Consider the following 13,916-nt stretch of genomic DNA (forward strand, 5'->3'; position numbering starts at 1 on the left):
CTCCGACCCCAGATAACTAAAAGGAAGACAAAGACTGTAAAACAAAGAGTTACGCCACGACAGGAGGACACTATAAAGGTTCGTCCTACGGATATTATGTTCCAGACCGGAAACGGCATGGAAGTGAGCATCGAAAAGGATGTACCACTGTTTGTCAACGTGAAGGACTCCCTGCTTTTTGGCTTGATCAGCCAGCGCATGAATGTTTGCTTGCCCCTTGACTTCCTGAAACTCACATCTGCCTATGGTTACAGGAAAGACCCCGTGAGTAGCAGCACCGCCTTTCATGACGGCATCGACCTGCAATGCAACCATGCCCATGTCTATGCCATGCTGCCCGGTATCATCAAGGAAGTACACTATGGCAACAAAGGCTACGGCAACTATATCGTGTTGGAGCATGGCATCTTTGAATGTATGTACGGACACCTCAGCATGATAACCGTTCGTGAGGGCGATGCGGTGACGGCAGGAACCATCGTGGGAATATCGGGGAACACGGGCAAAAGCACCGGACCGCATCTTCATATCAGAATCAGGAAAGGAGGGAAGAGTGTCGATCCAAATGTTTTTGTGGACTATCTTAATGGCTATATCACACAGCTACAAGATAAAATGGCATATCTCCGCTTCGGCACTAAGCCAGACCGAGCGTTGAACATCGAAAACCTAATGGCCGTTCTCCGACAGTATGATGTGAAATTCCCCCAAATTGTGGCAGCACAAGTCCTGCTTGAAACTGGCTATTTCACTTCCAGGGTATGTCTGGAGAACAACAACCTCTTCGGACTCCGCCGCCCCAGTAACGGCAGCTACTACACATTCAACTCATGGGAAGAGAGCGTAAAGGCATATAAAGACTATGTACAATACAAATATAAGGGTGGAAACTACTATGATTTTCTGAATAAGATAGGCTACGCGGAAGATGGTGACTACATATCTAAGATTATCAATATTAAAAGAAGTTTGTAATCTTGGTTAGCTATGATTTAGAAATCGACCTTTTCTCACAGGCAAAATGCATGCATAATACGGTTTTTCGCATTCTGAAGATGTTCAAGCTCTACACCAAATTATGCTTTCAAGATGGAAGAAACTGACCAGCAACCCATATATCTGTTTCCGCTTTCATTGAGAGTATTGCAACTTCCTTTCCGAATATTTGATGTATCTCCGCAAGTAGCTTATATGTATACCTCCTGAGAATTAAAATTCTTTTGCACTATTAATGCTGATAGAGCAAAAAATTGCTTGATATTGAAATGAGGAAAGTTTGTGTAGGGCTGAATTTCTGTAAAACGCAAATGAATTTCATCTATTTCAAAAAAATTAGATGAAAATAGCTATTTTCTTTAGTTTAATGTTACATATTCTCTTTATTTTTTGTACTTTTGGATGCAAATTAGATCTCAAAATTATGGAGAAGGACATAAATCGTCTGAAAATAGTTCTAGTAGAACAAAAAAGAACAGGAAAGTGGTTAGCCGAGCAGTTGGGCAAGGATCCTGCCACCGTTAGTAAATGGTGCACAAATTCATCTCAACCAGGGCTTGAGACATTGATGCGTATATCAGAAATTCTTGGCGTTGATTCGCGAGAACTTCTTGTAAGTAATAAACCTAAAGAGTAGATTAAATCTAATAAACCAAACTTTCTATGGACATTATTAGCCAATATAACCAGCTGAAGGATAGTTATAAGAGTTATGTCAGTAGTTTTGTAACCATCAAGGATGACCGTATAAAAGAAACGGTATCTGCTGCTCTCAAAGACGAAACTTTATGGCCTGAAGCATTGGTTCAGTTTAACCCAAATTTTGCTCAGGGGAAGAGTGTAGAGGAAATGATAGCTGTAGGTAGTCCTATTCATACAGATCTTTCAATGTTCTTTGAAAACAAGTTCTATAAGCATCAACAGGATGCCATTGAACTGGGATGCCGTGATCGGGAATTTATTGTAACATCGGGAACAGGTTCAGGAAAGTCACGTACTTTCATGGCAACGATTTTCAATTATCTTCTTTTCCATCGGGAAGAATGTCAGGACAAGACCATTGCTATCATAGTTTACCCAATGAATGCTCTTATCAACTCTCAGTCTGAAGAGTTGCAACGCTATAAGGAGGAATATGAGCGAAAGAAAGGCGAAAATTGCCCTTTCACTTTCGGCAAATACACGGGTCAGGAAGGACGGCAGGAACGCGAACGTATGCAACAGACTCCACCGAACATCATCCTTACCAACTATATGATGTTGGAACTCCTTATGACACGTGCAGGTGAGGAGCAGCCTCTAAGGGGGTGCTTCTTGCAGAATCTTCACTATCTTGTTTTCGATGAGCTTCACACTTATCGTGGTATGCAGGGTAGCGATGTCTCTTTACTGATTCGTCGCATTAAAGCCCAAGCCCAAGGGCATGTGCTGTGTTTTGGAACATCGGCTACACTGGTTGCTGATGACAAAATATCGTATAAGGAGCAAAAGGAAAAAGTTGCAGAGGTTGCGTCCTGTATCTTTGGAAGTAGTTATGTAGCAGAGCAGATTATCGACGAGACATTAAAAGCTGGTCTGAACTACCCCGAAGTTACCAAGCAGGAAGTAATGGCAGCTGTAAATGCCCCTGTGCCAGCTAATGCTGGTGCAGACGACATACGAATCCATCCCACGACAAACTGGATAGAGCAGAATATAGCATTGAGGTATGATGCAAAAGAAAAGAAGATATTCCGTGGTAAACCACTTTCCATAGAGGAAATGGCCAATAAACTATATGAGTATGTTGACCGTTCCATTACCAAGGAAGATTGTACTCGTCATCTTATAGAAGTACTGAACTGGTGCAACCGCGTGAATGTGGAGCAGCATACCAATCTACTCCCATATAAGATACATCAGTTTATCCCACAATCGGGCAATGTCTATGCAACTATCGGAATGCCATCCAACCGCTATGTCACTGTCGAGGAAAAGCTTTATTGCGAAGAATTATCTGACGGTGATATCAAAGTAAACTATTTTCCTATCGTCTTCAGTCGTCACACCGGGCATGAGTTCTATTGTGTTAAGCTTAATGCCAACGGAACCTTTGTGCCACGCAGTTTCGATAACCGAAACGAAGAGAAAGAAGATAGTGCAAATACCACAGATGGATATATCATTCTTCCGCATGAAGATGAGAAGGCCGACAGATACCTCCTTTCCGAAGATTCAGAAGAAATCCCTGAAGATTGGTATAAGGTGGACAGAAAAGGCCGGCGTCATTTGAAGAAGACTTACCAAGAACGTTTGCCGAGATTGATTTATGTGACCTATACTGGCAAATATGCCGACAATTCCTCTGCCTTTGCTAATGCCATTGAAGCCATATACGTGCCATATCCTCTCAAATATGACCCGACAGCCAAGGTGGTTTATAGGGGATCAAGTAAAGAATGGTCAAAACTAGCAAAGATTGGCAGTGAAGGTCGAAGCACCGCTACTACCGTGCTCTCATACGAAAATATCATAGAAATGCAAGAGTCTGGTGTGCCTTCATCGGATAGAAAGATCATGACATTTGTTGATGCTCGTCAGGATGCAGCCCTTCAGGCTGGTCACTTCAATGATTTCATTCGTATTGGAAAAATCCGTTCTGCTATCTGGCATGCCGTGTATGAGTCTAACTCTCCCATAGACAGTGAAAAGATTGCCCGATTGGTGTTTCAGAATCTTCATCTCCAATTCAATGAATTCTCCAAACGCAAAGATCTTCGCGGAGGCCGTGCCCATGATGTTGAAGAGGTGATGGAGCGTTATCTCTCCACAATTATCTATGATGATCTTGCAGGCAACTGGCAGGTGAACATGCCCAATTTGGAAGATTGTGCTTTATTGAGGATTAACTACAAATATCTTCATGACGAGATTTTCGGAAACGCTGGAAGAGATCGTCTTTACGACATACCGGAGCTGGATGGTCTGACCGATGAAGCCAAAGAGACTTTCATCATTCAGATTCTCGACTATTTCCGTCATAAGCTTTGTATGCACTCAGCAGAACGAACTGAGACAGCTGTGAGGGACACGATAAAGGCTGTCAGAGACGACCTCGTGGATCCTTGGACTTTGGACGATAACGATACCATTGTTGCGGCCAGTTCGCTGATGCTTGTAAAACCTCGGAGCAGAAGAAAAACCTTCAATATAGAGGTTGCAGGTTTCCATTCCAAGTTTGCCACCTTTATTAGTGATTTCCTTATCAATAATGGCGGTACAGCTTCTATTTCAAATGCCGATGAATATATAGATTACATGGCCCGTCTGTTCCAAGGTTTGGGCAATTATATTATTGAACGCGACGGCACTTATCAGCTTGACTATCGTTCTATCCTTTGGGAGAAAGGCGATGAAGAGAATGTGCGCACCGACCAAATAAAGGTTCGTGCCATTGGTGAGGAAATCAAGTACAAGCCTAATGCCTATTTTCAGAATTTCTACAAGCATATTCCGCTCAAGGAAGTCGTGCTTGAAGCTAAAGATCATACCGGCCAAGTTCCTAAGATAGAACGCGAAGAGCGCGAGAAGCAGTTTCGCAATGGAGTTTTCCCCGTGCTCTATTGTACTCCTACCATGGAACTTGGTATTGATATCAAGGACTTGTCAATCGTCGGCATGAGAAATGTACCGCCTACACCTGCCAACTATACTCAGCGTGCAGGGCGTGCAGGGCGTAGTGGGCAGGCTGCTCTCATCTATACTTATTGTCGGCCCCGCAATTCTCATGAGAATTATTATCTAAATCATCCAGAGAAGATGGTGAATGGCGAAGTTAAGGCACCTCGTATGGAATTGGTAAACGAAGAACTTTTCACCACCCATTTACATTCTACGATATTATCATTATGTCCCATACAACAGTTGTCAGAGGGCATAGCTTCTCTTGTGGACTATTCCAACTCGAACAATATCACGTTGAAGCCGGAGGTTTGTTATTGTCTGCGCTTGTCATCAGAATTGAAAGGAAAGATCAAAAACGTATTCAAGAGAGTCCTTGCCGACTCATTCCTGTCAATGAAGCTTGATGAAGACCAACCATATTGGTTCACTGATAGATGGATGGATGATATTCTCAATTGCTATGAAAAGGACTTTGATAAGGCACTTGACCGCTGGCGTAACCTGTATAAGATTGCACAGCAACAGATAGAAGAAGCACAGATTGTAATCCGCAATAACATCTACGGAGATAATTCGAAAGAGAAGAAAGATGCCCTAATTAAAGAAAAGCGCGGCACAGAACTTCGAGATATGCTTCTTGGTCAGAATCAGGGCATGAATGCTGAGGAAAACGAGTTCTATCCTTACCGCTATTTTGCCAGTGAAGGTTTCCTACCTGGTTACAATTTCACAAAGCTCCCACAACGTGCCTTACTGCAATACAAGAGCGACAAGGTAGAATATCTGAGCCGGTCCCGCCGTCTGGCTCTGTCAGAGTTTGGACCACAGAATATTATCTATAACAACGGAGGAAAGTTTCGTGTTACACGAATGATGCTTACTGGTGATGTGTTGGAGCATAAGTTCTTCTACAACCCCAATACGGGTACTATCTACAAAGACCAGGACAATGCAGCCTACCACACTGACATAATTACAGGAGAGGCTCTTGATGGCGTATCTAAGCTCATTCCTGGAATGTGCATACAGTCGCAGGATATGGTGGCGGAAGAGAAAGAGAAGATTACCTGCCAGGAAGAGGAACGCAACCGCAAATCTTATCAGTTCAAGACATTCTTCTCGTCGGACGACCCGAAGTCAATCAGTCTATGCGAGTTGAAAACCGCTAACGATGTCCATCTTGCTAACATCCGCTATATTCCCGCGTGCCGTCTAACTTACTTTTTGGAATCCAAGAATGATGACAATGCCAATGGTTTTGCCTTCGATACCAAGACCGGCGACTGGCTCAGTATCGACCGGATGACCAAGATTCAGCAAGAGCAGGAGCAGCACCCCGAAGAGGCGGGACGTGCTCGTTATGTGAAGCTCTTCACCGAGACAACAGCAAACGCTATTTACATCCAGCCTCTGGACGCGCTCCAGCTACAGGACAAGGGTGCCGTACTCACCTTCCTCTATGCCTTCAAACAAGCTATTGAGGATGTATTCCAGACCGAGGGCAGCGAGATAGGTGCCGACGTGATGGGTGAGGTAAAGATTCCCAATGTCCTCATCTATGAGAATGCCGAGGGGTCGCTTGGCGTTCTAGGCCGCTTGGTTCATGAACCGGAAGCCTATCGTACCGTAGTACGTCGAGCCTATGAAATTTGTTATAACACACTTGAGCCTCTTACCGATGAACAGCGTGAGAGACTAATTCCTGCCGACTACACCAATCTACTTAACTACTACAACCAGCCTTACCACAGCCAGATTGATATTCGCAAGATATATCATACGCTGCGCATGATGTGGGAGGCTAACATAGAGATTCGTGTGGCTGGTCAGACAGAGAGTTATGATGAGCAATATGCAAGTCTTGAGCGTGCTCGCGACCATAACAGTAGCACAGAATATGAATTCTTGAAATATCTCTACGATCATCGGCTCCGATTGCCCAACAAGGCTCAGCCTATGTTTCCTGAAGAATATTATGTTCAGCCCGATTTCATGTATGGTGATCGCATAGTCATTTTCTGTGACGGAATACCCCATGATCGTCCTGATGTTCAAGAGGATGACCGCCGCAAGCGAGAAGTGCTTGAAGATGCAGGCTATCTCGTTCTAGCATGGCATTATGCCACTCCTTTGGAGGATTTCATAACTGCCCATACAGATTTATTTACTCCTGTAAGCTAATTGGAAATGGAAGAATTGAATTATAAAACTGGCACATTGGTTGAATTTCGTTCTCGCCCTTGGGTTGTGCAGCAGTCCATTGATACAGACCTGCTTGTGCTAAAACCACTTGGTGGTACAGATGCCGAAACAATTGGCCTTTACAAGCCTGTCTATGGCCATGCACTTAAAGATGCCGTCAAACCATATAACTTCCGCAAACCATCTAAGGAAGACATAGGCAAGAACAGCTACCCCGGTGCAGCTCGCATTCTCTTCAATGCGTGCCGCCTTTCGTTCCGTGATATTGCTGGACCATTTCAGTGTCTTGGTCGTCTTTCTTTTGAGCCGCGTCCCTACCAGATGGTTCCGCTTATTTTGGCTTTGAAGCATGAGACTATCCGATTGCTGATCTCCGATGACGTGGGAATTGGCAAGACTCTGGAGTCCTTGCTCATAGCTAAAGAATTGCTTGATCGCAAAGAAATACAACGCTTTGCCGTTATCTGTCTGCCACATCTGTGCGAACAATGGCAGAATGAAATTCGTGACAAATTCGGACTTGAAGCAGAGATTATCCGCTCCAGCACCATCAGCCGCTTGGAAAAAAACATGCGTGCCAATCAGAACATCTTCCATGACATTCCCTTTCAGATTATCTCCATCGACTACATCAAGTCATCCGACCGCAAGCCGATGTTCCTACAGCACTGTCCGGAGTTTATTATCGTGGATGAGGCGCACACCTGCGCCAAACCAAAGGGTGCTAATAAAAGTCAGCAACTTCGTCACTCCCTGTTGTCAGACCTCGCCAAAACAGACAGGCACATTGTTATGTTGACGGCAACGCCACACAGTGGGAACACGGAGGAGTTTCAGTCACTCATCGGTTTGTTGAAGCCCGAGTTTGCCTCTTACACACTTGAAGATGCAAAGCAGCGCGAGGCACTTTCCCACTATTTTATCCAGCGCCGTCGTGCTGATGTCAAGCCATATGTGGGCGATGATGTCATCTTCCCCGATAGAGTACCTTTTGATGGTAAATATAGTTTGTCTCCTCAATATCATGCACTGCTTATGGACATCATCGAGTATGTACGCTATGGTGTGAAACTGGCTAAGCAACTTGAGAAAAGGAAACAACGCTACATATACTGGGATTTGCTGGCTCTTATCCGTGGTGTTATGTCAAGTCCGGAGGCCGGCATCAGCATGTTGCAAAACAAGATTACCAAGCGCGACAATGATTCCAATAATAGTGAATCATCTGATACTGAAAAAGTTTATACCTTTAATGATGCCATGAAGGATGGATTCTATGGTGAGGATATTGTACCAGATTCTTATGAAGAGTCGTCTTCATCAGAGAAAAATAAGTTCCGCGGCTTCATTGCTTCTCTGCGTGCTATCATCGATAAAGGTCAGGACACGAAGGTGAAAGAGGCAGAGAAATACATTGAGTTTGCACTCAATTCAGGTTATAATCCTATTGTGTTCTGTCAGTACATTCAGACAGCTGAATATGTGAAAGCATACGCCGAAAAGCAGTTAAAGGCGAACAAGAAATTCAAAAATGTCTCTATAGAAGTAATCACCAGCCGTCTTACGGATGAAGATCGCAAGATGAAAATTGACGAACTGTCAAAGACTGAGCGCCACGTACTTATCTGCACAGACTGTCTTTCTGAGGGGGTGAACCTCCAGAATGGATTCGATGCCATCATCCATTATGATCTGCCATGGAACCCGAACCGTGTAGAGCAGCGTAATGGTCGTATCGACCGCTTCGGCCAGACCTCACATGAGGTCATGATTTGCACAATGTTTGATGAAGTGCAGAATCCAGTCGATAAGATTGTGATGAAAGTTCTCTATCGTAAGCAGGAGCAAATTCGTAAGTCACTTGGCATCTATATTCCTATCGCCGACAACGATTCCAGCATTATGGAGAGCATCATGGAGGAAATTATTGTTTTACAACCAGAACGGCAGGTCAAACAGCTTGAACTCAATTTTGATTTCGACGAGAAAGAAGCTATAAAGGAGCATGATATCAGAATGCAACGTGCCGCAGAAGTGGAGAAAAAGTCGCATACTTATTTTGCCCATAACACCAAAGCGATGAATCCAACCCGCCTGGTGGAAAGTCTGAATGAGGCCAAAAAAGTGATTGGTGATATCTACGACACACGTGATTTCATTGTAAGCGAGCTTAAAAATGCCAGTATAAACATTAAGACCGACGAATCTCCTTTGTGCTATTCCTTCCAGATGGCAGAACTCTCGGAATCACTCAAGGTGTATTTCCGTCGTGCAGTTGACAAGAAAGGCACCATCCGTATTTCGTTCGCCTCACCCACACCAAAGGGATATATGTATATCGGTCGTAACCATATATTCGTTGAAGACCTTTCTCGTGGCGTCGTCAACGACACTATCAATGGGGGGCCGTTGGCAGCTTGCCGTGCTATGGTGATGACTACAGAACAGGTGGATAAACTCACCACAGTGATGCTGGTGCGGGTGCGCTCCGTAATCAGCGAGCAGAAACAACCCGACCATCAGATGGTGGGCGAAGAGATTATTTTCTTCGGTTACCGTGGACGCATCGAAAATCATGAATTAATCTCAGATGATGAGTGCCGGCATCTGTTCCTTGATGCTAAGGCCGCTGGCGATGTGGATATCACAACTCAGCGGATGCGTTATCAGCGTAGCCTGGAATGGGTGAATGATGAAAATGCTCTTCGTGAGCATACTGACGACATAGCATTGGAGAGGGCTAATAAACTTGTTCAGGCATTTACCCAATATCGCACCTATGTGGTAGCCACAGAGTTTCAGGTGGTTCGCCCTGTACTCCCGGTGGATGTCATGGCATGTTATGTGTTCCTCCCTAAAATAAACTAAAAATATGGATTATACATCAATTCACATATATGGTCATCTGCTTTCCGATGACATACTGCATGAGATAGAGACCGATGCTAGCATGGTGGGCAACCGTGAGCAGGACTTCAACCTCGATGTTAATCTCACAGCAAAGATTGATAATGCTTGGAGCAGTCTGCGCAACGATTGGAGTCTTTTCTGTGGGCGCAACCTCATTCGCGACCCTTACGGCACAAAGTCTGTTCGCCGCTTGATGGAGAGGTTTTTCTCCAGTCTTGACTATCAGCTGAATTATCAACCACACAATGTAGAGGTTGGTGAACGGTCATTTGACATCACTTATCTTGCCCCAGAATTGGACAATATGCCCGTTATCATTGTTGGTGACAAAACGGGCGATGTGCAACTCGACACGCTTGATAAGTGTACTCTCGATATTCGGGCTAAAGGAGGGCGAAGGCAGAAATCACCGCATGCTACTATGCTTGACTATCTGAACAACACCGAGCACGTCTATGGCATCGTAACCAATGGTCAGGTGTTGCGCATCATCCGCAATACCGGACAACTTGTGAAACTCACCTATGCCGAGTTTGACCTGCGTCGCATGGTGGAAGAAGACCACTATGCTGAATTTGTGCTGATGTTCCGGCTCCTGCACAGTTCACGTTTCATCCATACTGGTGATGACCCATGTGTGCTGGAGCAGTGGTTTAATCGCTCCGTTGAGAGTGGCAATCGTATTCGTGCCGGACTCTCTGATGCCGTACAGAAAGCCATGGAGATTCTTGGACTTGCCATAGTATGCGGAGAGGGAGATGGCAACAAAGTATTCCGTGAGGCTTTTCTGGATGGGAAGGTTAATGCTGCCGAACTGAACAAGGAACTCATCCACTTCATCTACCGACTGCTGTTTCTCTTCATCATAGAAGACCGCAACCTAGTTTATCGGTTTGGCGACCCGTATAAAGATCCGGATTATGAGCAGAAAGCTCATTGCCTGGAGATATATAGGAAATATTATGCAGTGTCGCGGCTGCGTCACTTGTCCGAATTGCCACATCTGCGTAATGCGCGTTACCACGACCTGTGGGAAGGACTCATGGATTCGTTCCATCTCTTTGAGGATGAATCTTTCGGGGCACCATTATTCATCAAGCCATTGGGCGGAACACTCTTTAATCCGAATACTCTCCATTGGATAAAGCAGTGTACCATCGGCAACGACCGTCTGCTGGCTGCCTTTAATTGCCTAAATGAGTTCTTGGACGACAAGCAAAACCGTGTGAAGATAAACTACTCAGCGTTGGATGTAGAGGAGTTTGGCTCAGTATATGAAGGTATTCTTGAAATGCGTGCAGTCATTATCCCTGGCCAGGCCGACTATGATTGGCAGTTCACCTTTGGTGCTGGTCTTGACCGCAAATCCTCAAGTAGCTATTACACACGTCCCGACCTTGTGCAGAGTCTTATCCGTACTACTTTGGAACCTGTCATCAAGGAACGTATAGCCCAATGCACTACACCTGAAGAGCAGGTGCAGTCGTTGCTCTCCATGAAGGTGTGCGATGCTGCAAGTGGCTCCGGCCATATCGTATTGGCGATGGCACGCACCATAGCTTGGTACGTGTGTTCCATCCGTACGGGTGAGGACAATCCTGCCTCGCTTGACTATCGCGATGCTCTGCGAGAGGTAATCCAGAAGTGTGTCTATGCCGTTGACTACAATCCAGACGCTGTGGAACTATGCAAGGTCGTACTATGGATTGAGGGCTATTGTGCTGGCAAGCCGCTGTCATTTCTCGACCATCACATCCGTTGTGGCAACTCCGTGGTGGGCGTGACCGACCTGCAGATGCTTATTGACGGCGTACCCGCCGAGGCCTTCACCGCCGACAGTAACGATACTAAGCGTGAACTGAAAAAACTCAATGCCGAAGCCATCAAGCAGGCCAATGCCCATGGCCATGATGGAATCTTCGCAGGAGAGGAAGATCCCTTCGGTATTAGCGAAATGAGTACCGAGCAGATAGGGCTTGCCGAGAAGGTCGCGTTTATCTCTCATCTGCCTGAAGACACCATGGAGCAGGAGGAGATAAAAAAGCAACGTTGGGAGAACCTGATGAGGTCGGCTCGTGTGGATTGTCTCCGCGAAGCCTGCAACATCTATACCTATGCATTCTACCACACGGCAAAGCATGAAGAGCTCTACAAGAAGAATGATGAAACCGAAGGCTCTCCCGAGCATCTGCTTGCCGAGCCTCAGGTGCCATACTCTAAGACCGTCTATCGTGCCCTTCAGCAGATTGACGTGATGGAGCGCATGGAGAAAGGGCTGTCTGTGCCTCGATATTATCTGCCTTTAACAAGCAATTTTAAGAGCGAAGTGTATCGTGAGGCGGAGAAGCATCGCTATTTTCATTGGTGCATAGAGTTTCCCGATGTGTTTGTCAACAACGGCAAGTTCGACGTGATGTGCGGTAATCCACCTTGGGATAAGATAAAGGTGGAAGATAAAAAGTGGTTTGAGCGGCAAGGACGATCCGACATTGTCAATGCGTGCACGGCCGCCCAACGCAAAAAAGCGATTGCTGAACTTCCTGCTTCAGACCCTGCGCTTTTTCAAAACTACCAAGAGGCTTTGGCAGATGCTGAAGCCATGAGCCGTTTTGTTCGATTCGGAGGCCGTTTCCCGCTTACAGCCATGGGCGACATCGACCTTTATCCACTCTTTGCTGAGCATTGTTTCAACTGCTCGCGCGAAGCATGGGGACTGGTCGTTCCTTTGGGCATAGCTGTAAACGATTCAAATAAAAAATTCTTTGGTGTATTGGTAGAAGAAAATTGTCTATATAGTTTCTTCTGTTTTGAAAATAAAGAAAGATTATTTGATATTGATAGTACAATCAAATTTTGTCTATTAACTGCAAAACAAAAACAGGATATGCCTCGTGAGGTTACGGGCGGATTCTATTTAACAAGGCTGGATCACCTGCTTGACCCTAACCGCATATATAAGTTGAATACGGAAGACTTTATCCGTTTGAACCCTAATACAAAAACCTGTTCCATCTTCCGTACAGCCAGGGATGCACGCCTTACGGCGAAGATATACCGCAATGCACAGGTGTTGATTGATGAGGACAAGTGTAGTAACCTTTGGGAGGTGAAGTTTGGTAGAATGATAGACATGTCTAACGACTCTCATCTATTCCGTACCTATCAGCAGCTAACAGAAGAAGGCGCTGTACTCGATGGTAATAAATTCTTGCTTGACAGAAAGGTATATGTACCACTGTACGAGGGGAAGATGATAGGACTCTACAACCATCACTATGGTATAAATCCCATTTTTGGGAGTCATCCTAATAATGCAAGTTTACCTCTGCCACCAATCAATGTATTAATGGATACGCATTCGTCAATAGTACCTTACTATTGGATTCGTCAAGAGGAAGTTGCTAAACGCTTGATAAAAACAAATCGCCAGGGAGAATTGATTTGGGAATGGAAACATAAATGGCTAATTGCAATTAAGGATATAGGAAGGACTGGTGTAGCACGTACTTTTATCACATCGCTTATTCCCGACGCCTGCGGCGTCGGGCATACAGCCACGCTCCTTTATGAGGAGCGTGGCTGTATGCCCGCGGCATTACTGCTGGCGATGATGTCGTCCATTGTTTTTGATTTTGTAGCAAAGCAAAAAAATGGTGGAAACCACATGAGTATTTTTGTTATCAAGCAGTTGCCATTCCTTTCGCCCGAACAGATTTCGACTGCAATGGCAAGAATGATTATCGAACGTGTAACAGAGCTATGCTATTTCAATCACGACCTCGACGGATGGATGGAGGAAGTTTGGTCAGATGGGGGTATGACAGAAGAGCTGCAAACGGCAATCCTTGCACGGCTTGATGCTTGCAACGGTGGTACGCACACCGAGCCAGAGCCCTTTATATATAATGAAGGACGAAGGTCTGTGGCACAAGCAGAGCTTGATGCCATCTTTGCCCACCTCTATGGTCTCTCCACCGAGGACCTGCGTTATATTCTCGACCCCGAAGATGTCTGTGGCCCCGGCTGCATCAATGAGACCTTCCGTGTGCTGAAAGATCGCGAGGTTCGTGAACTCGGTGAATATCGTACCAAACGACTTGTGATGGACGCATGGAAGAAATTTAAGTTTAACGAATAATTGGGAA

Annotated in this window: 5 protein-coding genes; all 5 read left to right on the forward strand. The window is 45.3% G+C overall.

Annotation, left to right across the window (positions count from 1 at the left end; translation table 11 throughout):
* Nucleotides 1-96: 96 nt before the first annotated feature.
* The 5 genes from J4864_RS11440 (at nucleotide 97) to J4864_RS11460 (ending at nucleotide 13,909) form a co-directional block, all read left to right on the forward strand.
* Nucleotides 97-975 carry a peptidoglycan DD-metalloendopeptidase family protein gene (locus J4864_RS11440; RefSeq protein ID WP_394371020.1) on the forward strand — a complete coding sequence of 293 codons (879 nt, stop codon included), beginning with the start codon at nucleotides 97-99 and terminating at the stop codon, nucleotides 973-975.
* 445 nt (nucleotides 976-1,420) lie between these two features.
* Complete coding sequence (locus J4864_RS11445) at nucleotides 1,421-1,633, forward strand: helix-turn-helix transcriptional regulator (protein WP_174264900.1); 213 nt, start codon at nucleotides 1,421-1,423, stop codon at nucleotides 1,631-1,633.
* Nucleotides 1,634-1,659: 26 nt separating this feature from the next.
* Entirely contained in the window at nucleotides 1,660-6,840 is a 5,181-nt protein-coding gene (locus tag J4864_RS11450) for a DEAD/DEAH box helicase (protein ID WP_005847992.1), read from the forward strand.
* Nucleotides 6,841-6,846: 6 nt separating this feature from the next.
* Nucleotides 6,847-9,729, forward strand: a complete 2,883-nt coding sequence (locus tag J4864_RS11455; RefSeq protein WP_211814954.1) for a helicase-related protein — start codon at nucleotides 6,847-6,849, stop codon at nucleotides 9,727-9,729.
* A 4-nt stretch (nucleotides 9,730-9,733) separates the two neighbouring features.
* Complete coding sequence (locus tag J4864_RS11460) at nucleotides 9,734-13,909, forward strand: Eco57I restriction-modification methylase domain-containing protein (RefSeq protein ID WP_211814955.1); 4,176 nt, start codon at nucleotides 9,734-9,736, stop codon at nucleotides 13,907-13,909.
* Nucleotides 13,910-13,916 lie beyond the last annotated feature (7 nt).

The sequence above is a fragment of the Prevotella multiformis genome (genome assembly GCF_018127985.1).
GTDB classification, from domain to species: Bacteria; Bacteroidota; Bacteroidia; order Bacteroidales; family Bacteroidaceae; genus Prevotella; species Prevotella multiformis.